Source organism: Mycobacterium sp. SMC-17, assembly GCF_045310915.1.
Lineage (GTDB): Bacteria > Actinomycetota > Actinomycetes > Mycobacteriales > Mycobacteriaceae > Mycobacterium.
In genome coordinates this window covers 36,015-58,093 of record NZ_JBJIAK010000039.1, presented here as the reverse complement: position 1 = coordinate 58,093, position 22,079 = coordinate 36,015, and the positions used below count along the sequence as shown (strand labels likewise).

General features: G+C 68.4%; 24 protein-coding genes and 1 pseudogene. 22 read left to right on the top strand and 3 right to left on the bottom strand.

Features of this window, described 5'->3' with window-relative positions; genetic code table 11:
* The first annotated feature begins 92 nt into the window (after positions 1-92).
* Positions 93-1,331: an HNH endonuclease signature motif containing protein gene (locus ACJH7A_RS21980; protein ID WP_212811642.1), complete on the top strand. Its 1,239-nt coding sequence runs from the start codon at positions 93-95 to the stop codon at positions 1,329-1,331.
* 109 nt (positions 1,332-1,440) lie between these two features.
* On the opposite strand, the gene ACJH7A_RS21975 is transcribed toward ACJH7A_RS21980, so the two are convergent.
* Positions 1,441-1,938: a DUF1990 family protein gene (locus tag ACJH7A_RS21975; RefSeq protein ID WP_135356927.1), complete on the bottom strand. Its 498-nt coding sequence runs from the start codon at positions 1,936-1,938 to the stop codon at positions 1,441-1,443.
* 33 nt (positions 1,939-1,971) lie between these two features.
* Between ACJH7A_RS21975 and ACJH7A_RS21970 the strand changes: the two genes are divergently transcribed.
* The 10 genes from ACJH7A_RS21970 (at position 1,972) to pdxT (ending at position 11,529) form a co-directional block, all read left to right on the top strand.
* The gene (locus ACJH7A_RS21970; RefSeq protein ID WP_212811641.1) at positions 1,972-2,583 is read left to right on the top strand and encodes a PaaI family thioesterase; all 612 of its coding nucleotides are present in this window, start codon (positions 1,972-1,974) and stop codon (positions 2,581-2,583) included.
* A gap of 78 nt (positions 2,584-2,661) precedes the next feature.
* Positions 2,662-4,722, top strand: coding sequence for a threonine--tRNA ligase (gene thrS, locus ACJH7A_RS21965; protein ID WP_212811640.1), 2,061 nt, complete (start codon positions 2,662-2,664; stop codon positions 4,720-4,722).
* Complete coding sequence (locus tag ACJH7A_RS21960; protein WP_244602313.1) at positions 4,719-5,351, top strand: HIT domain-containing protein; 633 nt, start codon at positions 4,719-4,721, stop codon at positions 5,349-5,351. Before thrS ends, ACJH7A_RS21960 begins: the two co-directional genes overlap by 4 nt.
* The gene (pgsA, locus tag ACJH7A_RS21955) at positions 5,348-6,007 is read left to right on the top strand and encodes a phosphatidylinositol phosphate synthase (RefSeq protein ID WP_212811639.1); all 660 of its coding nucleotides are present in this window, start codon (positions 5,348-5,350) and stop codon (positions 6,005-6,007) included. Before ACJH7A_RS21960 ends, pgsA begins: the two co-directional genes overlap by 4 nt.
* Positions 6,004-6,957: a phosphatidylinositol mannoside acyltransferase gene (locus ACJH7A_RS21950; RefSeq protein ID WP_406802692.1), complete on the top strand. Its 954-nt coding sequence runs from the start codon at positions 6,004-6,006 to the stop codon at positions 6,955-6,957. Before pgsA ends, ACJH7A_RS21950 begins: the two co-directional genes overlap by 4 nt.
* A complete protein-coding gene (locus ACJH7A_RS21945) occupies positions 6,957-8,087 on the top strand; it encodes a glycosyltransferase family 4 protein (protein ID WP_212811638.1) in 1,131 nt (376 codons plus the stop codon). Before ACJH7A_RS21950 ends, ACJH7A_RS21945 begins: the two co-directional genes overlap by 1 nt.
* The gene (locus ACJH7A_RS21940) at positions 8,087-9,121 is read left to right on the top strand and encodes an NUDIX hydrolase (RefSeq protein WP_209841214.1); all 1,035 of its coding nucleotides are present in this window, start codon (positions 8,087-8,089) and stop codon (positions 9,119-9,121) included. The genes ACJH7A_RS21945 and ACJH7A_RS21940 overlap by 1 nt, the downstream gene beginning before the upstream one ends.
* Before the next feature lie 69 nt (positions 9,122-9,190).
* Positions 9,191-10,096 (top strand): pyridoxal 5'-phosphate synthase lyase subunit PdxS, encoded by a 906-nt coding sequence (pdxS, locus tag ACJH7A_RS21935; RefSeq protein ID WP_020101778.1) that lies wholly within the window; start codon positions 9,191-9,193, stop codon positions 10,094-10,096.
* A gap of 9 nt (positions 10,097-10,105) precedes the next feature.
* Complete coding sequence (gene tesB / locus ACJH7A_RS21930; protein ID WP_135356934.1) at positions 10,106-10,951, top strand: acyl-CoA thioesterase II; 846 nt, start codon at positions 10,106-10,108, stop codon at positions 10,949-10,951.
* Entirely contained in the window at positions 10,948-11,529 is a 582-nt protein-coding gene (gene pdxT, locus ACJH7A_RS21925; RefSeq protein ID WP_135356935.1) for a pyridoxal 5'-phosphate synthase glutaminase subunit PdxT, read from the top strand. Before tesB ends, pdxT begins: the two co-directional genes overlap by 4 nt.
* A gap of 357 nt (positions 11,530-11,886) precedes the next feature.
* On the opposite strand, the pseudogene ACJH7A_RS21920 reads toward pdxT, so the two are convergent.
* Positions 11,887-12,372 (bottom strand): annotated as a pseudogene (locus ACJH7A_RS21920) (esterase/lipase family protein); the annotation flags it as partial.
* Positions 12,373-12,876: 504 nt separating this feature from the next.
* Here ACJH7A_RS21920 and ACJH7A_RS21915 point away from each other — a divergent pair.
* From ACJH7A_RS21915 to ACJH7A_RS21870, 10 genes are all read left to right on the top strand, one after another.
* Entirely contained in the window at positions 12,877-14,814 is a 1,938-nt protein-coding gene (locus tag ACJH7A_RS21915; RefSeq protein WP_406775779.1) for an ArnT family glycosyltransferase, read from the top strand.
* 83 nt (positions 14,815-14,897) lie between these two features.
* Positions 14,898-15,653, top strand: a complete 756-nt coding sequence (locus ACJH7A_RS21910) for a YebC/PmpR family DNA-binding transcriptional regulator (RefSeq protein WP_212811635.1) — start codon at positions 14,898-14,900, stop codon at positions 15,651-15,653.
* A 25-nt stretch (positions 15,654-15,678) separates the two neighbouring features.
* Positions 15,679-16,098, top strand: a complete 420-nt coding sequence (locus tag ACJH7A_RS21905) for a MarR family winged helix-turn-helix transcriptional regulator (protein WP_318984449.1) — start codon at positions 15,679-15,681, stop codon at positions 16,096-16,098.
* Between the two features lie 21 nt (positions 16,099-16,119).
* On the top strand, positions 16,120-16,566 hold the full coding sequence (locus tag ACJH7A_RS21900; RefSeq protein WP_318984450.1) for a hypothetical protein: 447 nt from the start codon (positions 16,120-16,122) through the stop codon (positions 16,564-16,566).
* 69 nt (positions 16,567-16,635) lie between these two features.
* Entirely contained in the window at positions 16,636-16,953 is a 318-nt protein-coding gene (locus ACJH7A_RS21895; protein WP_318984451.1) for a hypothetical protein, read from the top strand.
* Between the two features lie 77 nt (positions 16,954-17,030).
* On the top strand, positions 17,031-17,588 hold the full coding sequence (ruvC, locus tag ACJH7A_RS21890; protein WP_212811631.1) for a crossover junction endodeoxyribonuclease RuvC: 558 nt from the start codon (positions 17,031-17,033) through the stop codon (positions 17,586-17,588).
* Positions 17,585-18,172 carry a Holliday junction branch migration protein RuvA gene (gene ruvA / locus ACJH7A_RS21885; protein ID WP_318984452.1) on the top strand — a complete coding sequence of 196 codons (588 nt, stop codon included), beginning with the start codon at positions 17,585-17,587 and terminating at the stop codon, positions 18,170-18,172. Before ruvC ends, ruvA begins: the two co-directional genes overlap by 4 nt.
* Positions 18,169-19,227, top strand: a complete 1,059-nt coding sequence (gene ruvB, locus ACJH7A_RS21880) for a Holliday junction branch migration DNA helicase RuvB (protein WP_212811629.1) — start codon at positions 18,169-18,171, stop codon at positions 19,225-19,227. The genes ruvA and ruvB overlap by 4 nt, the downstream gene beginning before the upstream one ends.
* Positions 19,228-19,232: 5 nt before the next feature.
* Complete coding sequence (locus tag ACJH7A_RS21875) at positions 19,233-19,619, top strand: DUF1304 domain-containing protein (RefSeq protein ID WP_318984453.1); 387 nt, start codon at positions 19,233-19,235, stop codon at positions 19,617-19,619.
* A gap of 32 nt (positions 19,620-19,651) precedes the next feature.
* A complete protein-coding gene (locus tag ACJH7A_RS21870) occupies positions 19,652-20,401 on the top strand; it encodes a transglycosylase SLT domain-containing protein (RefSeq protein WP_318984619.1) in 750 nt (249 codons plus the stop codon).
* A gap of 4 nt (positions 20,402-20,405) precedes the next feature.
* On the opposite strand, the gene ACJH7A_RS21865 is transcribed toward ACJH7A_RS21870, so the two are convergent.
* The gene (locus ACJH7A_RS21865; protein ID WP_318984454.1) at positions 20,406-21,470 is read right to left on the bottom strand and encodes a GGDEF domain-containing protein; all 1,065 of its coding nucleotides are present in this window, start codon (positions 21,468-21,470) and stop codon (positions 20,406-20,408) included.
* Between the two features lie 273 nt (positions 21,471-21,743).
* Here ACJH7A_RS21865 and yajC point away from each other — a divergent pair, with 273 nt between their 5' ends.
* Positions 21,744-22,070: a preprotein translocase subunit YajC gene (gene yajC / locus ACJH7A_RS21860; protein WP_212811626.1), complete on the top strand. Its 327-nt coding sequence runs from the start codon at positions 21,744-21,746 to the stop codon at positions 22,068-22,070.
* The last annotated feature ends 9 nt before the right edge of the window (positions 22,071-22,079 follow it).

The following is a 22,079-nucleotide window of genomic DNA, read 5'->3' as shown; positions in this document are numbered from 1 at the left end:
CGGCGCCATCGCAACAGTTCCTCCACTGCCTGCCAGAAAGTTTGAAGCAGTAGAAGCATTGATATTCGAACATACGTTCGATACAATTGGGCATGGGAATCGCGCCGGATCTCAACGCTCTTCTCGATCACCTGCGTGGCGTGGACGTCCCCGACGACATGCCCGCGGGCGACGCGGTGGCGGCGATGACGTACGTGGTGAAGCTGCGCAATGTGATCGATCATGTGGCGGCGATGCTGACCGGGGTGCTGGACCGATGTGGTGCCGCGGCGGCGCAGGGGCGGACACCACGGGAGTTGTTGATGGCGTTGGGGTGTGCGCCGTCGGTCGCGCAGCGGCTGGTCCGGGTCGGCGCCGCGTTACCGGTGTTGCCGACCCTGGCGGCGCATGCCGCCGATGGGGCGATCTCGGGTGAGCATGTGGATGCGATCGTCAAAGGCATCAACCACATTCACGCCCGCGCACCCGGTGAGGTCGACGAAGAGACCCGCTTCGCGCAGGTGACCGATCTGCTGGGGCAGTTCTTCTCCGGCGCCACCCCCGCAGACATCGACAAACGCGCGCGGCGTTTGGGCAACCGGGTCGCCGCCGCCGAAGGTGGCCTGCCGGCGGCCGAGGACCGGTCGATCAATACCGCCGACCACCGCGTCACCAGCGACGGCCGGGTCCAGATCCGGGCGGACCTGGACGCCGAAGTCGGGGCCAAATACATCGCGGCGATCGAACAAGGATCAGCGCCGCGGCCCGAACCCGACGGCAGCCCCGACACCCGCTCAGCGGGCAGGCGGCGGGCCGACGCGCTGGAAGCGGTGCTGGACATCGCGGCCCGCGGCGGCGACACCGCGTCCGCGCCGCGCACCCAACTGCTGATCACCGTCCCAGCGGATGCCCCAGATTTGGCGGCGCTGGAATTCATCGGATCGATCAGCACCATGACCCTAGAACGAATCTGCTGCGACACCACCGTCACCACGATCATCGTCGACGGCGAACACGTACCCCTGGACATGGGCCGGGAGAAGCGGCTGTTCCCGCCGCACCTGCGCAAAGCGCTCTATCACCGCGATGAATGCTGCATCAAATGCGGCGCCCCACCCGGACGCACCCACGCCCACCACATCATCCACTGGACCCACCACGGTGAGACATCACTAGCCAACGGCTGCCTGCTGTGCCCGGCCTGCCACGCCAACGTCCACCACGACGGCTGGGACGTCGTCATGGGCCTGGACAAACACCCCTGGCTCATCCCACCCGCGACCGTCGACCCACACCGAAAACCCATCCCCGCATACAACCGCCGCACCATGCGCCTCGACACAGCCGCATAACACGCAAAGCGTTGCGCACCTTGACAACTCAACAGTGACAACACATCGCGGGCCTGCCGCTTCAGCGGCGGAGCGGCAGGCCCGCCGCACGGCCGAGCCGCCCGATCGCTCAAACGGCGCGCAGATAGCGCTGCGCGATCACCCGCTGGGCGACCCGTGAGACCGGAGCTCCAAGCCGGCTCCACCAGAGCGCCGGCCGCGAGAACGCTGTCGCCTCGGCGAAGACCGCGTCGGTGGCCGGGTCGTAGCGCACGCTGAACAGTTCCTCGCCGGACTCCGGGTGGCCGGGCAGCGTCCCGTAAGCGAATCCGCGCCGGTCGGGTTCGTCGACGACGTACACCACGCGGCATGGGACCTGCACGGGTCCGAGACGTCCCAGCATGTCGGTGCCCGCCGCGGCGGTGACGGTGGTCGCCTCCACCCGCATGCCGACACCCCGCTGCATACCCCACCGCAGGACCGCGCCGGCCGCCTCGTCGAATCGTGCTCGACCCGAACCGATCCGGGCCTCCGCGTGCACGTGGTGGTAGCCCTCCGGCAGTTCGCCGGCGGTCGCCCCGACGTCGGGGTAGGTGAATGCCAGCCCGGCCAGGTCGCTCAGTCGCATAGGGCCACCTTGCCACCGTGATAAGAGAAACAGGTGGATAAGCATGCCGGTGGAGGATTCAACCCGCCCAAACCGACCACCCAGGGCGGCCCGGACTACGGCAGGTTCGTCGAATCCGTCCGCATGGCCGGCGACCACGCGCGCGGCGCCGACGCTCCGGATGACGTCATCACCGAGGCCGCGAACCTCATCGAACAAGCCAACGCCCTGCTGGCGCCGTACCGCGCCGACGAGTGGCACTCACCTTCGGGCCGTCGGCTCGACCTGCCCAACCGCGGCAACGTCCTGAACGTGCCGTCGGATCTCAAGGTCACCGATGACGGCCGGATCGCCGGTCCCGTCCGTTTCCGGCGCTTCCACCTCGGCCGAAACGGTGCCGCGCACGGCGGGTCCATCGGGCTGCTGTTCGACTCGGTGCTGGGGCATGCCGCCTACCGCCTGACCGACAGCCCGTTCCAGCGCACCGCCTACCTGCACATCAACTATCGGCAGATCGTCCCGGTCGAAAAAGACCTGCGCGCCACCGCGACGCTGGAGCGCGTCGAGGGCCGCAAGATCTTCATCACCGGCGCGCTGCTGGACGGCGACACGGTGCTCGCCGACGCCGAGGCCCTCTTCGTCAGGCTCAAGCCGGGTCAGCCTTGAGGCGGCGCTGGCCCGCGAAGCGATGACCGGTGCCGATAGCATGGTCGCGATCGTCACCTAACCAGTAGGAGTGTCTCGATGACCGCCGTCGCCAGCCCCGCACCAGCAGCCCCGATCCGGGTCGCTGCCGGGACTACCGCCGGCGCCGCGGTCCGTGAGGCCGGGCTGCCGCAGCGCGGCGAGGTCGACGCCATCGTCGTGGTCAAGGACGCCGACGGCCGGCTGCGCGACCTGTCCTGGACCCCGGAAGTCGACGTGGAGGTCATCCCGGTCGCCGCGAACACCGAGGACGGCCGCAGCGTCATCCGCCACTCGTGCGCCCACGTGCTGGCCCAGGCCGTGCAGGACCTGTTCCCGGAGGCCAAGCTCGGCATCGGGCCGCCGATCACCGACGGCTTCTACTACGACTTCGACGTCGCCGAGCCGTTCACGCCGGAGGATCTGGCCAAGCTCGAGAAGCGCATGCAGAAGATCATCAAAGATGGTCAGCTGTTCGACCGTCGCGTGTACGAGTCCAAGGAGCAAGCCCGCGAAGAGCTGGCCAAGGAGCCGTACAAGCTCGAACTGGTCGACGACAAGTCCGGCGACGCCGACATCATGGAGGTCGGCGGCGACGAGCTGACGGCCTACGACAACCTCAATCCCCGCACCCGCGAACGGGTTTGGGGCGACCTGTGCCGTGGCCCGCACATCCCGACCACCAAGTACATCCCGGCGTTCAAGCTCACCCGCAGCAGCGCCGCGTACTGGCGCGGCGACCAGAAGAACGCCAGCCTGCAGCGCGTCTACGGCACCGCCTGGGAGTCGCAGGAGGCCCTCGACAAACACCTCGAACTCATCGAGGAGGCGCTGCGCCGCGACCACCGCAAGCTGGGCGTGGAGCTGGACCTGTTCAGCTTCCCCGACGAGCTGGGGTCCGGCCTGCCGGTGTTCCACCCGAAGGGCGGCATCGTGCGCCGCGAGCTGGAGGACTACTCGCGCCGCAAGCACCAGGAAGCCGGCTACGAGTTCGTCAACACCCCGCACATCACCAAAGAGCAGCTGTACATCACCTCGGGTCACCTGGAGTGGTACGCCGACGGCATGTACCCGCCGATGCACATCGACGCGGAGTTCAACGAGGACGGCACGCTGCGCAAGCCGGGGCAGAACTACTACCTCAAGCCCATGAACTGCCCCATGCACCACCTGATCTTCCGGTCGCGAGGGCGGTCGTACCGCGAGCTGCCACTGCGGCTGTTCGAGTTCGGCAGTGTGTACCGGTACGAGAAGTCGGGCGTCGTCCACGGCCTGACCCGCGTGCGCGGCATGACGCAGGACGACGCGCACATCTACGTCACCCGTGACCAGATGCGCGACGAGCTGACCACGCTGCTGCAGTTCGTGCTGGATCTGCTGAGCGACTACGGCCTCGACGACTACTACCTGGAGCTGTCCACCAAGGACCCGGACAAGTACGTCGGCTCCGACGAGTTGTGGGACGAGGCCACCGAGACCCTGCGCGAGGTCGCCGAGGCCTCCGGTCTGGACCTGGTGCCCGACCCGGGCGGCGCGGCGTTCTACGGCCCCAAGATCTCCGTGCAGGTCAAGGACGCGCTGGGACGCAGCTGGCAGATGTCGACCATCCAGCTGGACTTCAACATGCCCGACCGGTTCGAGCTGGAGTACACCGCGGCCGACGGCAGCCGGCAGCGTCCGGTGCTGATCCACCGCGCGCTGTTCGGGTCCATCGAGCGGTTCTTCGGCGTGCTCACCGAGCACTACGCCGGCGCGTTCCCGGCCTGGCTGGCCCCGGTGCAGGTCGTCGGCATCCCGGTCGCCGACGCGCACCTGGACTACCTGTACGACGTTGCGGCGCAACTGAAGTCGCGCGGCATTCGCGTCGAGGTCGACGGCAGCGACGACCGGATGGCGAAGAAGATCGTGAACCACACCAATCAGAAGGTGCCGTTCATGCTGCTCGCCGGTGACAAGGACATCGAATTGGGTGCCGTCTCCTTCCGGTTCGGTGACCGCACCCAGGTCAACGGCGTCCCGGTGGCCGAGGCCGTCGATCTCATCGCCGGGTGGATCGCGCGTCGCGAAAACGCTTTCCCGACGGCAGATTTGGTGAACGAGGCGCGGGGCGCACAGGCGTGACCGAGGATCGGAGCATCGTGGACCCCGGTGTCGGAGACGCCATTGTGGACCGGGGTGTCGGTGACGTCGACTACCTGCAGCGGCTGTGGACGCCGCACCGGATGAGCTACATCGTCGACGCTCCGATGAAGGGCGGCGAGGGGACATCCGCGGGCTCGAAGCAGCCCTTCATCGACATTCCCACGATGTCCGACGAGGAAGGCCTGATCGTCGCGCGCGGCGAGCAGGTGTACGCGGTGCTGAACCTGTACCCGTACAACCCGGGACACCTCATGGTCGTGCCCTACCGCAAGGTGTCGGAGCTCGAGGACCTGACCGAGGCCGAGAGCAGCGAGCTGATGGCGTTCACCCAGAAGGCAATTCGCGTGATGAAGGCCATCTCGAACCCGCACGCCTTCAACGTCGGGCTCAACCTGGGCACCTCGGCCGGCGGCTCGCTGGCCGACCACCTGCACATGCACGTGGTGCCGCGCTGGGGCGGCGACGCCAACTTCATCACCGTCATCGGCGGTACCAAGGTGATCCCGCAGCTGCTGCGCGACACCCGCAAGCTGCTGGCCGACGAGTGGGCGGCGCAGGACGGGGCCGGGGCGAGCGGAGCGACGGGAAGGACTGAGGACGCCCCGTGAGCGACTTCTACCTCCTGACCCGCGCGGCCTACACCAAGTTGAGCCGCCCGCTGGCCCGGGGAGCGCTGCGCATCGGCCTGACGCCGGACAGCGTCACCGTCCTGGGCACCACCGCGTCGGTCGTCGGCGCGCTGACGCTGTTCCCGACGGGGCACCTCTGGTACGGCGCCCTGGTGGTCTGGTTCTTCGTGCTCGCCGACATGCTCGACGGCGCCATGGCCCGCGAACGCGGCTACGGCACGCGACTCGGTGCGGTGCTCGACGCGACCTGCGACCGCATCGGTGACGGCGCCGTGTTCTGCGGCCTGCTGTGGTGGATCGCGTTCGAGATGCACGACAAGCCGCTGGCCGTCGCCACGTTGATCTGCCTGGTCACCTCGCAGGTCATCTCGTACATCAAGGCCCGCGCCGAAGCCAGCGGACTGAACGCCGACGGCGGCTTCATCGAACGCCCCGAACGGCTGATCATCGTCCTGGTGGGCGCCGGCTTCTCGGACCTGCCGATCCATCCGCTGCCGCTGGCGCTGCCCATCGCGATGTGGCTGCTGGCGGTGGCCAGCATCATCACGCTGGGCCAGCGGGTCGCCTCGGTGCGCCGTTCGCCGGGCGCCGACCAGCCGCTGCCGTCGAGTGCGCCGTCGAAGGAGCAGCAATGAGCGTCCCCACCGGCGGTGTGCCGTCCTTCGGGGGTTTCGACGTCCCGATGGGCGAGCAGCTCAAGGACCTCGGCTATGCCGCGGGTTGGGGGCTGATCCGGACCATGCCGGAGTTCGCCGCCCGCAACATGTTCGACGCGGGTGCGCTGTATGCGGCGCGCGGCGGCGGTCCCGAGCAGTTGCGCAAGAATCTGGCCCGGGTGCTGGGTGTGCGGCCGGCCAAGGTGCCGGGCCGCGTCATCCGCGCCTCGCTGGCGTCGTACGGCCGTTACTGGCGGGAGGCCTTCCGGCTGCCGTCGATGAACCAGCGCACGCTCGGGGAGAGGCTCCGGCACTGCCTGGTGGGTACCGACCACATCGCCCGCGGGCTCGAGAACGGTAACGGCGTCATCCTGGCGCTGCCGCACAGCGGCAACTGGGACATGGCCGGTGTCTCGGTGGTGCACCAGTACGGCAAGTTCACGACGGTGGCCGAGCGCCTCAAACCCGAGTCGCTGTACAACCGGTTCGTCGAGTACCGCGAGTCGCTGGGATTCGAGATTCTGCCGCTGACGGGGGGAGTGCGCCCGCCGTTCGACGTCCTGACCGAGCGGTTGGAGGCCAACCGCATCGTCTGCTTGATGGCCGACCGGGACCTGTCCCGAAATGACGTGCAGGTCAACCTCTTCGGCGAGCCGACCCGCATGCCTGCGGGCGCTGCCAAGCTCGCGCTGAAGACCGGTGCGACGCTGCTGACCGTGCACTGCTGGAACAAGCCCAACGACTGGCAGTTCGACATTTCCGGGCCGGTCGACACCTCGAGCGGCGACGTCGCGACCATCACGCAGGCTCTGGCCACCCGCTTCGAGGCGGGCATCGCCGCGCACCCCACGGACTGGCACATGCTGCAACCGCAGTGGTTGGCCGACCTGTCCGAGGAACGTCGGGCCCGGTTGGCCGGGAACGACTGATGCGCATCGGCATGGTGTGCCCGTACTCGTTCGACGTACCGGGCGGCGTTCAGGCACACGTGCTGCAACTGGCCGAGGTGATGCGCGGCTACGGCCACACGGTCAGCGTGCTGGCGCCCTCGTCGGCCGAGACGCACGCCGACCTGCCCGACTACGTCGTCTCCGGCGGCAAGGCCGTGCCCATCCCGTACAACGGCTCCGTGGCGCGGCTGCGATTCGGGCCCGCCACCCGCCGGATGGTCAAGCGCTGGATCGTCGAGGGCGACTTCGACGTGCTTCATCTGCACGAGCCCAATGCCCCGAGCCTGTCGCTGCTGGCGCTCATGGTGGCCAACGGCCCGATCGTCGCGACGTTCCATACGTCGACCACGAAGTCGTTGACACTCAACGTCTTTCAGGGAATTCTGCGGCCCTGGAACGAGAAGATCATGGGTCGCATCGCAGTGTCCGATCTGGCACGGCGCTGGCAGATGGAAGCCCTGGGCTCGGACGCCGTCGAGATTCCCAACGGCGTCGACGTGTCGGCGTTCGACAACGCGCCGCTGCTGCCCGGCTATCCGCGGCCCGGCCGCACCGTGCTGTTCCTCGGCCGGTTCGACGAGCCGCGCAAAGGCATGCAGGTGCTCGTCGGCGCGCTGCCCAAGCTCGTGGCGGCCTGCCCGGACGTCGAGGTGCTGGTCGTCGGCCGCGGCGACGAGGAGGCACTCAAGGAGACCGTCGGCGAGCATGCGGGGCACCTGCGGTTCCTCGGTCTGGTCGAGGATGCCGAGAAGGCGTCGGCGATGCGCAGCGCCGACGTCTACTGCGCCCCGAACACCGGCGGCGAGAGCTTCGGCATCGTGCTGGTCGAGGCCATGGCCGCGGGTACACCCGTGGTGGCCAGCGACCTGGATGCCTTCCGGCGTGTGCTGGACCAGGGTGCGGCGGGCCGGCTGGTGCCGGTCGACGACGCCGAAGCCCTCGGCGAAGCGCTGGTCGAGATGCTGTCGAACGACGCTGCCCGCCGCCGGTACGCCGAGGCGGCCGCCCAGGCGGTGCGGCGATACGACTGGTCGGTGGTCGCGCAGCAGATCATGCTGGTCTACGAGACGGTGGCCGGATCGGGGATCAAGGTCCGGGTGGAGGCCTGATGAGCTGGCTGCTGATCGTCGCACTGGTCTTGCTGGTGCTCACGGTCCTGTTCACCGTCGTGTGGGCCTATCAGACCGCGCATCGGCTCGACCGGCTGCACGTCCGCTACGACCTGTCGTGGCAGGCCCTGGACGGGGCGCTGGCCCGGCGCGCGGTGGTGGCCCGGGCCGTCGCCGCCGATGCGTACGGTTCCCGGCCGGCAGGCCGCCGTCTCGCGGCGCTGGCGGACGAAGCCGAGCGGGCACCGCGCGCGGCCCGCGAGGCCGCCGAGAACGAACTGTCGGGAGCCCTGGCACAGGTCGATCCGGCATCCATCCCGGTGACCCTGGTCGCCGAGCTCGCCGACGCCGAGGCCCGGGTACTGCTGGCCCGCCGCTTCCACAACGACGCGGTGCGCGACACCCTCGCCCTGCGCGAGCGCACCCTGGTGCGCTGGCTGCACCTGGGTGGAACCGCGGCCATGCCAACGTATTTCGAGATCGTCGAGCGGGCGTCGCGGCACGAGCCCGGCGCGGTGGGACGACGCACGTCGGCCCGCGTGGTGCTGCTGGACCAGGACGGGCAGGTGCTGCTGTTCTGCGGCAGCGACCCGGCCGCCGACCCGCTGATGGCGCCGCGGTGGTGGTTCACCGTCGGGGGAGCGGTCGAACCGGACGAATCGCTGCCCGACGCGGCAGCCCGTGAGGTGGCCGAGGAGACCGGGCTGAAGGTCGACCCGGCCGATCTGATCGGCCCGGTGTGGCGGCGTGAGGCGGTGTTCGAGTTCAACGGGTCTGTGATCCGCAGCGAGGAATTCTTCTTCGTGTACCGCACCTCACGGTTCGAGCCGGTGACCACCGGTCACACCACGGTCGAACGGCAGTCGATCCACGCCCACCGCTGGTGCGACGCGGCGGTCATCGCCCGGCTGGCCGCCGATGGTGAGACTGTCTACCCATTGCAGCTCGGCGAATACCTTTCCCTCGCAGGCGAATTGGCGGACGGGAAGGCTCCGGCGGCGATGGCCGGCCCGGCGCCGCAGACCATCCGCTGACCTGCGCGGATAACCGATTTGGTACGGCCACTAGACTTGGCGGGTACCAAATTCTTGAGGGAGATTGCAGTGGATACCGCAGCGGACAACAGCGGTCAGACGGGCACCGCCCGGGTCAAGCGCGGCATGGCCGAGATGCTGAAGGGCGGCGTCATCATGGACGTCGTAACACCCGAGCAGGCGCGCATCGCCGAAGGCTCAGGCGCCGTAGCCGTCATGGCGCTCGAGCGCGTACCCGCCGATATCCGCGCGCAGGGTGGCGTCTCGCGGATGAGCGACCCGGACATGATCGAGGGCATCATCGACGCCGTCACCATCCCGGTGATGGCCAAGGCCCGCATCGGCCACTTCGTCGAGGCGCAGATTCTGCAGAGCCTCGGCGTGGACTACATCGACGAGTCCGAGGTGCTGACCCCGGCCGACTACACCCACCACATCGACAAGTGGAAGTTCACCGTGCCGTTCGTCTGCGGCGCCACCAACCTGGGTGAGGCCCTGCGTCGCATCAACGAGGGCGCGGCCATGATCCGCTCGAAGGGTGAGGCCGGCACCGGTGACGTCTCCAACGCCACCACGCACATGCGCAAGATCGGCGGCGAGATCCGTCGGCTGACGTCGCTGTCGGAGGACGAACTGTACGTTGCCGCAAAGGAATTGCAGGCGCCGTACGAGCTGGTGGTCGAGGTCGCGCGCGCCGGCAAGCTGCCCGTGACGCTGTTCACCGCCGGTGGCATCGCCACCCCGGCCGACGCCGCGATGATGATGCAGCTGGGCGCCGAAGGCGTGTTCGTCGGTTCGGGCATCTTCAAGTCGGGTGACCCGGCCGCTCGTGCCGCGGCCATCGTCAAGGCCACGACGTTCTACGACGACCCGGACACGCTGGCCAAGGTGTCGCGCGGTCTGGGTGAGGCCATGGTCGGCATCAACGTGGAGGACGTGCCGGAGCCTCATCGGCTCGCAGAGCGTGGCTGGTAAAACCAACAGGTGGCAATCGAGCAGATACTCGACCTCGAACAACTCGAGGTCAACATCTACCGCGGCAGTGTCTTCAGCCCGGAATCGGGTTTTCTGCAGCGCACTTTCGGTGGCCACGTAGCCGGTCAGTCGTTGGTGTCGGCGGTGCGCACCGTGGAGCCGAAGTACCAGGTGCACTCGCTGCACGGGTACTTCCTGCGTCCCGGTGACGCCCGCGCACCGACGGTGTACATGGTGGAGCGCATTCGCGACGGTGGGTCGTTCTGCACCCGCCGCGTGAGTGCCATCCAGCACGGCGAGAACATCTTCTCGATGTCGGCGTCGTTCCAGACCGACCAGTCCGGCATCGAGCACCAGGACGCCATGCCGGTGCCGCCGCCGCCCGACCTGTCGAAGGGCTTCCGGTCCGCCGGGGCGTTCGACGACGCCGGGTTCGCCCAGTTTGCCGAATGGGACGTGCGCATCGTGCCGCGCGACCAGGTCGTCCGGGTGCCCGGCAAGGCGTCGCAGCAGCAGGTCTGGTTCCGGCACCGCGACCCGCTGCCCGACGACCACGTCCTGCACATCTGCGCCCTGGCCTACATGAGCGACCTGACCCTGCTGGGTTCGGCGCAGGTGAATCACCTTGAGGTACGCAAACATATGAACATCGCCTCGCTGGACCACGCCATGTGGTTCATGCGGCCGTTCCGGGCCGACGAATGGCTGCTGTACGACCAGTCGTCGCCGTCGGCGTGCGGCGGCCGCGCGCTGACGCAGGGCAAGATTTTCAACCAGTACGGCGAGATGGTGGCCGCCGTGATGCAGGAGGGGCTGACCCGCTACAACCGCGGCTTCGTCCCACCGGCCGAGTGAGCCCGCACGTCGGTGTCCTGGCCTTGCAGGGGGACACCCGAGAGCATCTGGCTGCCCTGCGCGAAGCGGGCGCCGAGGTGTCCACGGTCCGGCGCCTCACGGAGCTGAATGCCGTTGACGCCCTGGTGATCCCGGGCGGCGAGTCCACCGCGATGAGCCACCTGCTGCGCGAGCTGGAACTCCTCGAGCCGCTGCGCGACCGCCTGGCCGCGGGCATGCCGTGCTACGGATCGTGCGCCGGCATGATCCTGCTCGCCACCGAGATCAACGACGCCGGTGTGCCGGGCCGTGAGGCCCTGCCGCTACGCGGGATCGATATGACGGTGCGGCGCAACGCCTTCGGCCGGCAGGTCGACTCGTTCGAAGACGACCTCGATTTCGTCGGCCTCGACGATCCCGTGCACGCGGTGTTCATCCGGGCGCCCTGGGTCGAGCGCGTCGGGCCCGACGTCGAGGTGCTGGCCCGCGCGGCCGGACACCCCGTCGCCGTCCGTCAGGGCCGCATGCTCGCGACGTCGTTCCACCCCGAGGTCACCGGCGACCGGCGCATCCACAAGCTCTTCGTCGAGTCCCTCTGACCGCGACAACCAGACGCGCAGGCGCTCGTAGATCCGCTCGTCGTTCAGCAGCGTGAAGTGGTGCGCCTCCGGTAGATGCAGGCGATTTTCGCGGTCAAACCCCATGTCGCGCTTGCGGCTTCGGCCTTGCGCGCTGCGCACCTGCACGAGTCCGTCGCCGAGTACCCAGCCGATCGGGTTGGCCGGCGTGCGGGCGATGGTCGCGGTCACGCAGTAGTACGAGACCCCCTCGAGCAGTGGCACGTCGATCGGCGGCTGCTGCGCCCGCAGGGCGTCCGGTTCGCAGTCGCGCCAGTCGCGTTCGTCGAGTGAGCCGAACCGCAAGTCTCTGATCCCGGTGCTGCGCCGGCGCAGCAGGTTGCCGAACGGGCGGGTCTCGGGCAGTGCGCTGAGCGCCGCCGACCCGTAGTGCACGACCTTCTCCAACGGTGCGCCGGTGTGCGGGGTGCCCAGCGTGACGACGGTGCGCACCCGATTCACCCATGACGCGCCGGGCACCGCGCACGCCGATCGGACGACCAACCCGCCCATCGAATGGCCGACCAGGGATATCGACGTGACCGGCACCGGCCAGGCGGCCACCAGCTGGTCCAGCAGTTCGGACAGCAGCACGCCGTTGTCGGAGATGTGCAGGCCGGTGTTGTAGCGAATCTCGACGCCGGTGATGCCGATGTCGGCCCCGAGCCGCTGGGCGTACGTCGGCCGCTTTCCCAGGGCCCAGAAGGCCTCGGTCTCGATCAGGCCGTGGAGGAACACCACGACGTCACCCGTCGCGGCCGGATAAGCGGCGCGCAGGCTGTCGGTGTCGAGGGTGACCGGCCGGCCGTCGACCCGCACCGACATCGTCGTCGCCAGCACGGAACCCTGCTCGTGGAGCTTGTCGCCGATCAAACCCTGCAGCACCGCGAGGACGCGTGCGCCACCGGCCTGATCGGACAGCTTGCCTGCGGTCTGGTCGTGCACGGCTTTGCCGGCGATGGGCGCGGCCGTGGTGGCCACATGGCTGATGGTGGAGTAGACGCCGTCGGTGATGGCGTCGTAGACGACCTTCACGGGCTTGGCGGCCGGGCCGACGCCAAGGCCCACCAGTCGGAAGACCCGCTCGGAGATGGCGCGCTGGACCTTGTGGATGCCGTCGACGGCGGTGCCCAGCTCGTTGAGTCCGAGCTCGGTGAGGGCGGCGGCTTCGCTGGCGAGAGGGTCGTCCATAGGTTGAGTGTACGACTGTTCACTGGAGGGCCTTCTGTGAATCCGCTGATTGTGAGCAGTTTCATCACGTCCGCACGTCATAGCGGCGGCTCGCCCGCTTCACAGCTGGGCCATAGCTGGGGCTGCCTTAATGGTCGGGTGACTACGACATCCGCCGCCGTCCTGGACGCCCCGATGGCCGAGCCGGAGATCACGGCACCCACCAAGACCCGCGAGCGCGCGGCGCTGGCCGTGCTGCTGATCGTGACGGCCGTCGGCTACCTGTGGAACATCACGGTCAACGGCATGGGCAACCAGTTCTATGCCGCCGCCGTGTGGGCCGGCTCCCGGAACTGGGAGGCGCTGTTGTTCGGCTCCATCGACCCGAACAACGTCATCACCGTCGACAAGCCGCCGCTGTCGCAGTGGGTGATGGCGCTGTCCGGGCAGATTTTCGGCTTCAGCAGCGCGAGCATGTTGATCCCCGAGGCGTTGATGGCCGTCGGCTCGGTGTGGCTGCTCTGCGCCGCGGTACGACGGGCCAGTGGTCCGGCGGCCGGGCTGCTCGCCGGTGCGGTGCTCGCGCTGACCCCGGTGTCCGCCATGATGTTCCGCTTCAACAACCCCGACGCGGCCATGGTGCTGCTGATGACACTGGCCGCGTACTTCACGGTCCGTGCGCTCGACAACGGTGCACATGGCGCGGCTCGCCGCGGCGGCGCCAAGTGGATGGCCCTTGCCGGTGTCGCACTGGGTTTCGCGTTCCTGGCCAAGATGCTCGAGGGTCTGATGGTCATGCCGGCGCTCGGTCTGACGTACCTCGTCGCCGCGCCCGTCGCGCTACGCGCCCGGCTGTGGCACCTGCTCGGTGCACTCGCGGCCATGCTGGTCTCCGCCGGCTGGTTCGTGGTGTTGACGATCCTGTGGCCGGCGTCGTCCCGGCCCTACATGGCCGGCTCGACCGACAACAGTTTCATGAATCTGGTGTTGGGCTACAACGGCTTTGGTCGCGTGCTCGGCAAGAACCACATGGGTAAGAGCGACCCCGACAAGCCGTCGACGGTGCACACCCTCACCGGGGAACACGCCGGACACGCCGCCGGTGAGACGATCAAGACCGCCGGGCACCATGGCTTCGGCATGGGTGATCAGACTCAGGGCCTGCCGCGGCTGTTCACCGGTGAATTCGGTTTCGAGATCGGCTGGCTGGTGCCGGCCGCGCTGCTGGCCACCGTGCTCGTACTGATCTCGCGCGGTCGCGCACCGCGCACCGATCGGGTCCGGGCCGGCGCCATCCTGTTCGGCGGCTGGCTCGTCAGTGTCGGCCTGGTGCTGAGCTTCATGAAGACCAACGTGCACCCGTACTACTGCCTCGCGCTGGCTCCGGCCATGGCGGCGATGTTCGCCGTCTTCGTCATCGAGTTCTGGCGCCGCCGGGACTCCCGGTTCCACCGGATCGGCTTGGCCGCAGTGCTTTTGGCCAGCGGGATGTGGGGCTTCGTGATTCTCGGCCGCAACGCCGACTGGCTGCCCGCACTGCGCTGGGTGATCCTGGCTGCCGCCGTCGTCGGCACGGTCGCATTCGTGTGGCCCGGGCGTCAGCGGGTGGCGGCAGCCGCGGTGGCGTTGGCGATGTTCGGCGCTGTCGGGGGTTCGGTGGCCTACTCGCTCGCGACCTTCGGCCAGCCGCACCTCGGCGGCGGGCCTTCCGTCGGCCCCGCGGACAAGGACGACAAACACGGCGGCTGGGGTCAGCGTGACGAGAACCCCCAACTGAACGCGCTGCTCAAGGCCACGAGCACCAAGTGGTCCGCGGCGATCGACCGGTCGTCGCCGGCCGCCGGTCTGGAGCTCGACACCCGCACGCCCGTCATCGCGATCGGTGGCTTCGGCGGGTCCGATCCGGCGCCGACGCTGCAGCAGTTCCAGTCCTACGTGGCGGCCCACGAGGTGGCGTACTACATCGTCTCCGACAACAAGGGGCACTGGGGCGCCGATGCGCACAGCGACATCGCCGACTGGGTGGGCGTCAACTTCGCGCCGATGAAGGTCGGGTCGGACACCGTCTACAACCTGCTGCAGCCGGTCCGGAAGTAGTGATTGACCAGGCCTGTCGGGGCCTCCGATTCGTCCACGTAAACTGATCAGCTGACGTTTGATCAGAAAGAGGGCGTACACGCATGAGCGGCCATTCCAAGTGGGCGACAACCAAGCACAAGAAGGCCGTCATCGACGCCAAGCGCGGCAAGATGTTCGCCAAGCTGATCAAGAACATCGAGGTCGCGGCCCGCGTCGGCGGCGGCGACCCGGCCGGTAACCCGACCCTGTACGACGCCATCCAGAAGGCCAAGAAGAGCTCGGTACCGAACGACAACATCGAGCGGGCCCGCAAGCGCGGCGGCGGCGAGGAAGCCGGCGGCGCCGACTGGCAGACCATCATGTACGAGGGCTACGGCCCCAACGGTGTCGCGGTGCTCATCGAGTGTCTGACCGACAACCGCAACCGCGCCGCCGGTGAGGTCCGCGTCGCGATGACCCGCAACGGCGGCAACATGGCCGACCCGGGTTCGGTCGCCTACCTGTTCTCCCGCAAGGGCATCATCACGCTCGAGAAGAACGGCCAGACCGAGGACGACGTGCTGATGGCCGTCCTCGATGCCGGTGCCGAAGAGGTCAACGACCTCGGTGACTCGTTCGAGGTCATCTGCGAGCCCACCGACCTGGTCGCGGTGCGTACCGCGCTGCAGGACGCCGGCATCGACTACGACTCGGCCGAGTCCGGCTTCCAGTCGTCGGTGTCCGTCGAGGTCGACCTCGAGGGCGCCCGCAAGGTGTTCAAGCTCGTCGACGCCCTCGAGGACAGCGACGACGTCCAGAACGTCTACACCAACGTCGAGATCCCGGACGACGTCGCCGCGCAGCTCGACGAGGAGTAGCCGCTCCGGCGGTAGCCTGCCGAGCATGTCCGAGCCGCCTCCGTTCAGCCCGACTGTCACGCTGCTGACCGTCAGTCGGGTGTGGGACGCCGCATTCGCCGACGCTCTCAAGCCCCTCGGGCTGACGACGCGCAAGTACGGACTGCTCGGGCACATCCGGGGCAGCGCCGGCATCTCGTTCAGTGAACTCGCCCGGCGTTCGCGCATCACCGTGCAGAGTGCGCACGCGGCGGTCGCGGCGTTCGTCGAGGCGGGACTCGTCGACGACAGCACGGCGCACGCCGGTGCTGCTTCTACGTTGCGCGTGACGGCCGCGGGGGAGTCGTTGCTGAACCGCGCGGCTGACGTCGTGGCCCGTCTGGACACCGAGTTCGCGGCACAAAACCCTGAACTGACCGACGCATTACGCGAGTACATGAGACGAGTCATGTCCGCTTCGCCATAACCTTCAGTTAGACTGAAGGTTATGCAAGCGTTGTTGCTGTCCGTCCACGTCGTCGCGGGCATCCTCTTCGTCGGGCCGATCGCCGTGGCCACCAGCCTGTTTCCCCGCTACGCGCCGGCCGGCGGACCGTCGGCGAACGCGGAACGCAACGACGGCGTCGCCCGTGCGCTGCACCGCATCACACGCGTCTACGGGGTGCTGGCGCTCGTTGTGCCCGTCGTCGGCCTCGCCCTCGCCGGTGTCCAGGGGCGCTCGACCGAGGTCTGGATCATCGTGGCCATGGTGCTCACGGCCATCGCCGGCGGACTGCTCGCGTTCCAGATCGCCCCGCGTCAGCGGGCGGCGCTCGCCGCGCCCGACGATGGGCGGCAGTTGCGCACCCTCGGCATGGTGACCGGCATGTTCAACCTGCTGTGGGTGATCGTCGTGGTGCTGATGGTCGTGCACCCGGGCTCCAGGTACGTGTGAGCATCCGACCCGGCGTGTCACATCGGTGTCGCGCAGCGGAAACCCGCAGCCGCACTGCAAGATGTCCCGATGGCAGCGGTGACGGATCCGGACGGGGTGGAGTGGCGCGTGCGCCGGCGCTGGTGGCCGTTCTGGGATGTGTTCGACATCGTCGACATCGCGTTCCTGGATTGGGTGGGCGTGGTGCTGGCTCTTCCGCTGTTGATCCTGTGGCCGTTCTGGCTGCTGGCCAAGCTGTTCGGGGTGCGCTGGAAGATCATCGTGGAACACGGTGGCGCCGAGACGCACCGTGAACTCGTCCGCTGGTGGGGAGCGTCGGAAGCGCGCATCGCCGAACTGACCCAGGAGATTCGGCAGGGCGCGCGGTCGGGGTACTTCCAGATCTGAGCGTGTCCCTGGCGCAACCTGTCGCCACCGCCCGCTAAGCTATCGAACAGCTGTTCGGGACCTAGTGAGGAGTGGGCGTGCGGGTGATGGGCGTCGACCCTGGTCTGACGCGCTGTGGTCTCTCGATGATCGAGGGAGGCACGGGGCGCAAGGTGACCGCGCTCGATGTCGACGTGGTGCGCACCCCGTCCGACGTCGAACTGCAGCGGCGGCTGCTGACCATCAGCGACACCGTCGAGCACTGGATGGACACGCATCGTCCCGACGTCATCGCCATCGAGCGGGTCTTCGCCAACCAGAACGCCAACACCGCCATGGGCACTGCACAGGCCGGCGGCGTCATCGCGCTGGCGGCGGCGCGCCGGGGCATCGACGTGTACTTCCACACGCCCAGTGAGGTGAAGGCCGCGGTCACCGGAAACGGTCGTGCGGACAAGGCTCAGGTCACCACCATGGTCACCAAAATTCTTGGGCTGCAACAGAAACCGACTCCGGCCGACGCGGCTGACGCGCTCGCGCTGGCCATCTGCCACTGCTGGCGGGCGCCCATGATCGCCCGGATGGCCGCGGCGGAGGCCAAGGCCGCGGAGTTCAAGAAGCAGTACGCAGCGAAGGTGAAGGCGGCGCGCGCATGATCGCATCGGTCCGTGGCGAGGTCATCGACATCGCGCTCGATCACGCGGTGATCGAGGCCGCCGGTGTCGGCTACAAGATCATGGCCACCCCCGCGACGCTGTCCACGCTGCGCCGCGGCACCGAGTCACGGCTGATCACCGCCATGATCGTGCGCGAGGATTCGCAGACCCTGTACGGCTTCGCCGACTCCGACGCCCGCGACCTGTTCAACACGCTGCTCGGCGTCTCGGGCGTCGGCCCCAAGATCGCGCTGGCGACCCTCGCGGTCTACGACGCCCCGACCCTGCGGCAGGCGCTGGCCGACGGCGACGTCACCGCTCTCACCCGGGTGCCGGGCATCGGCAAGCGCGGCGCCGAACGCATGGTCCTGGAACTGCGCGACAAGATCGGTGCGACGACGGGTGCCGGAGCGGGCGTCGCCGGTGGCCACTCCATTCGCGGTCCCGTCGTGGAAGCCCTTGTCGGACTTGGCTTTCCGGCCAAGCAGGCCGAAGAGGCCACCGACAAGGTGCTGGCCAACGATCCGGACGCCAACACCGCCACCGCGCTGCGGTCGGCCCTGTCGATGCTGGGTAAGAAGTGAGCCGGTTCGAGGACGAGGGCACCGAGCCCGACGAGCGGGACGTCTCGCCCGCACTCACTGTCGGCGAGGGCGACGTCGACGCCAGCCTGCGGCCCAAATCGCTACGCGAGTTCATCGGCCAGCCCCGGGTCCGCGAGCAGCTGCAGCTGGTGCTCGAAGGCGCCAAGAACCGCGGCGGTACCCCCGACCACATCCTGCTGTCCGGCCCGCCCGGTCTGGGCAAGACGTCGCTGGCCATGATCATCGCCGCCGAGCTGGGGTCGTCGCTGCGTGTCACCTCCGGGCCTGCGCTGGAGCGCGCCGGCGACCTGGCCGCCATGCTCAGCAACCTGGTCGAGGGCGACGTTTTGTTCATCGACGAAATCCATCGCATCGCCCGGCCCGCCGAAGAGATGCTGTACCTCGCCATGGAGGACTTCCGGGTCGACGTGGTGGTCGGTAAGGGACCCGGCGCGACGTCGATTCCGCTGGAGGTCGCGCCGTTCACCCTGGTCGGGGCGACGACAAGGTCGGGCGCACTGACCGGCCCGTTGCGTGACCGGTTCGGGTTCACGGCACACATGGACTTCTACGAACCGCCCGAGCTGGAGCGGGTGCTCGCCCGGTCGGCCGGCATCCTCGGCATCGAACTCGGTGCCGAAGCCGGTGCCGAAGTGGCTCGGCGGTCCCGCGGCACGCCCCGTATCGCGAACCGGCTGCTGCGCCGGGTCCGGGACTATGCCGAGGTCCGTGCCGACGGCGTCATCACCCGCGACGTGGCCAAGGCCGCACTCGCCGTCTATGACGTCGACGAGCTCGGCCTGGACCGGCTGGACCGGGCCGTATTGACCGCGCTGACAAAGAGTTTCGGGGGCGGCCCGGTCGGGGTCTCGACGCTGGCGGTCGCGGTCGGGGAGGAGGCCACCACCGTCGAGGAGGTGTGCGAGCCGTTCCTGGTGCGGGCCGGGATGATCGCCCGGACGCCGCGGGGGCGCGTGGCGACGCCGCAGGCGTGGACGCACCTGGGCCTGCAACCGCCGATAAACGGACTTGGACAGGCCGGGCTGTTTGAATAGGACCCATGCTGACCGCAGGGTTGATCGTTGCCGGCCTCGCCGCGCTGCTGCACGTGTACATCTTCGTGATGGAGTCGCTCACCTGGACTTCGCCGCGGACCCGAGCCACCTTCGGGCTCACCGAGCAACAGGCGGTGGACACCAAGGAGCTGGCGTTCAACCAGGGGTTCTACAACCTGTTCCTGGCGATCGTCACCGCCGTCGGTATCGCGGCGATCATCTTGGGATGTAACGCGGTCGGGCTGGCGCTGATCTTCGCCGGCATCGGGTCGATGGCCGCCGCAGCGCTGGTGCTGTTGCTGTCGTCCCCGGAGAAAGCGCGGGCCGCCATCACGCAGGGCATCTTCCCGGTGCTCGGCATCGTCGCGTTGTTGATCGGATCGCTGGGGTGATTCGTCGCTGCGCGACCGTCGCTGCCGCCGTCGTGTTGGCCTTCACCGGTGGCGGCACGTCCGCCGCGGATCCGCCTCCCGACCCGGTGCAGCTGGCCGACACGCTCGTCGCCGACGAGCAGGCCGTGCGGGATCCGGCGACGCCGGAGCCCGCGTTGATCGACGCTGCGCACCGGCAGCAGGTCGCCTATCGCGAGATCGCCAGGCATCCGGAGTGGGATGCGGTCATCGCGCCGCGCATCCCGCCGGCACTGGCCGCGGCGTACGGCCGCAACGTCGACGCCGGCCGGCAGCTGGCCGGGATGACACCTCCGCGCGACAACCTCCCGCCGTGGACCATCCAGCCGCCGGCGCCCGCCGACGAACTGCTCGGCTACTACCGCGAGGCGCAGGCGGCATCCGGGGTCGACTGGACGTACCTGGCGGCGATCAACCTGATCGAGTCGCGGTTCGGCCGGATCAACGGCGACAGCACGGCCGGGGCACAGGGGCCCATGCAGTTCCTGCCGTCGACGTTCGCCGCGTACGGCTCCGGTGACATCCGTTCGCCGCGCGATTCGATTCTCGCGGCGGGCCGCTATCTGGCGGCCAACGGTTTCGCCACCGACCATGACGGCGCCCTGCACCACTACAACCATTCCGGCGCGTATGTCCGTGCCGTCAACGACTATGCGGCAGTGCTGGCTGCCGATCCCGCCGCGTTCGCGGGCTACTACCAATGGCAGGTCTACTTCCGGACCACATCGGGCGACGTGTTGCTGCCGGTCGGCTATTCGGCCTGAGCCGTCAGTGATGTGACAGCAGGTGCGTGCTCACCTGATCGCCGCCGGCGCGTTTGGCGACATACATGGCGTGGTCGGCCGACGCCAGGAGCTGGTCCATGACCGGCCGGCTGCCGGCCGGCGCGTGGGCGATCCCGAAGCTCGCCGTCATGTACCACGGCTTCGTGGCGATGCTCCGGCGTAGCCGCTCGGTGAAGCGCAGGGCAGTGGCCTGATTGCCACGGATGGCGATGACGAACTCCTCGCCGCCGATCCGAGCCGCGACCGCACCTTTGGGCAGGGCGTTCATGATGGCCCCGGCGACGTCCATCAGAACCCGGTCGCCGACGGCGTGCCCGAGCGTGTCGTTGATGCGTTTGAAGTCGTCCAGGTCCAGGAGGATGACGCTGATCTCGGATTCGGCGTGGGGACCGGCGAGCAGCGGGCGGATGGCCTGTTCGAAACCGCGGCGATTGGGCAATTGCGTCAGTGGGTCCAGGTGGGCCACGGCGGAGTCGTCGCCCAGCAGCATCACCAGCACATGCACGGCGAGCGGGAGCAGCAGCGTGTTGGCGACGAGCCCGACGAACACTGCGGCAGCCAGCTGCGGATCGCCTTGCTCCGCCAGTCGGACCCCGCAGGTCGCGGCGGTCAGGATGGCGGTCACGGCCACCGACGCCAGGTATTTGGACGTGTGGAAGGACGCCACGTACGCGGCGAGCAGCGCGAACACAAAGCCGCCCAGAGCCGCCGCCTTGGGGTCGCGCTGCACCAGACACACGCCGGCGATACAGAACTGCAGCAGGATCACGATCACGGTGGACTGGCGCCGGCGCGGCCAGCGCGTCAGCCACACGATCGAGCACCCGATGGCGACGACACCGGCGACGACCGGCACCGCGACGGAGAAGACGGTCGCCGGGCCGGACGGACTCCAGATCGTCGCGAGGCCGACCGCGCCGCCACTGAGGACGATCAGTCCGACGATGATGCGGGTGTAGGGCTGCAGGCCACGGTTCTCGATGTACGCGGACAGCCATTCATAGTGGTCGGGCCGGTGCCACCATTGCCGAATTCGCTGCCAGGCCAACGTCCCGAACCTCCCTCACACCCGGGAAAAGCTAGCGCATTGTTAACTGGATTGCACGGCGTAGAGGCTTATCCGCACGAAATTCCCATCTTACTTTCGCGAAAATAATTGCTAGTGCGATGTCCCGCTTGATGGGTCGTGGAATCGCACGCGGTGTGGTGGTCGGCGTTGACGCCCTTGATGGCACACTGGTCTCTACCGCGGCACGGCGTACGGCTGGTCCGGCCCGCTTGCCTGTTCACAGACTCAACAGAACGAAAGATTTTCGCTGTCATGGATTTGGTCGTCTTCCTGCCGCTGCTCCTGGTCATGGGTGCCTTCATGTTCTTCGCGTCGCGGCGGCAGCGGAAGCAGATGCAGGCCACGATCGACCTGCACAACTCGCTGAAGGTGGGCGACCGCGTGCACACCACGTCCGGTCTGCAAGGCACCATCGCCCGGATCGACGACGACAACGTGGATCTGGAGATCGCTCCCGGCGTCGTCACCACCTGGATGAAGCTCGCCGTGCGCGACCGCATCGAGCCCGAGACCGAGGCCGCCGCTGAGGACGTGACCTCGGCTGCCGTCGAAGAGGGCGCGCCGAAGACCGAAGGCTGACATTCCCGC

Excerpts from the sequence above, each read along its gene's own strand:
- ACJH7A_RS21975 (WP_135356927.1), bottom strand. The coding sequence starts at position 1,938 with ATGCGACTGAGCGACCTGGCCGGGCTGGCATTCACCTACCCCGACGTC.
- ACJH7A_RS21945 (WP_212811638.1), top strand. The coding sequence starts at position 6,957 with ATGCGCATCGGCATGGTGTGCCCGTACTCGTTCGACGTACCGGGCGGC.
- ruvA (WP_318984452.1), top strand. The coding sequence starts at position 17,585 with ATGATCGCATCGGTCCGTGGCGAGGTCATCGACATCGCGCTCGATCAC.
- ACJH7A_RS21900 (WP_318984450.1), top strand. The coding sequence starts at position 16,120 with ATGCAAGCGTTGTTGCTGTCCGTCCACGTCGTCGCGGGCATCCTCTTC.
- ACJH7A_RS21940 (WP_209841214.1), top strand. The coding sequence starts at position 8,087 with ATGAGCTGGCTGCTGATCGTCGCACTGGTCTTGCTGGTGCTCACGGTC.
- thrS (WP_212811640.1), top strand. The coding sequence starts at position 2,662 with ATGACCGCCGTCGCCAGCCCCGCACCAGCAGCCCCGATCCGGGTCGCT.
- ACJH7A_RS21950 (WP_406802692.1), top strand. The coding sequence starts at position 6,004 with ATGAGCGTCCCCACCGGCGGTGTGCCGTCCTTCGGGGGTTTCGACGTC.
- ACJH7A_RS21875 (WP_318984453.1), top strand. The coding sequence starts at position 19,233 with ATGCTGACCGCAGGGTTGATCGTTGCCGGCCTCGCCGCGCTGCTGCAC.
- ACJH7A_RS21980 (WP_212811642.1), top strand. The coding sequence starts at position 93 with ATGGGAATCGCGCCGGATCTCAACGCTCTTCTCGATCACCTGCGTGGC.
- ACJH7A_RS21910 (WP_212811635.1), top strand. The coding sequence starts at position 14,898 with ATGAGCGGCCATTCCAAGTGGGCGACAACCAAGCACAAGAAGGCCGTC.
- yajC (WP_212811626.1), top strand. The coding sequence starts at position 21,744 with ATGGATTTGGTCGTCTTCCTGCCGCTGCTCCTGGTCATGGGTGCCTTC.
- ACJH7A_RS21895 (WP_318984451.1), top strand. The coding sequence starts at position 16,636 with ATGGCAGCGGTGACGGATCCGGACGGGGTGGAGTGGCGCGTGCGCCGG.
- ACJH7A_RS21905 (WP_318984449.1), top strand. The coding sequence starts at position 15,679 with ATGTCCGAGCCGCCTCCGTTCAGCCCGACTGTCACGCTGCTGACCGTC.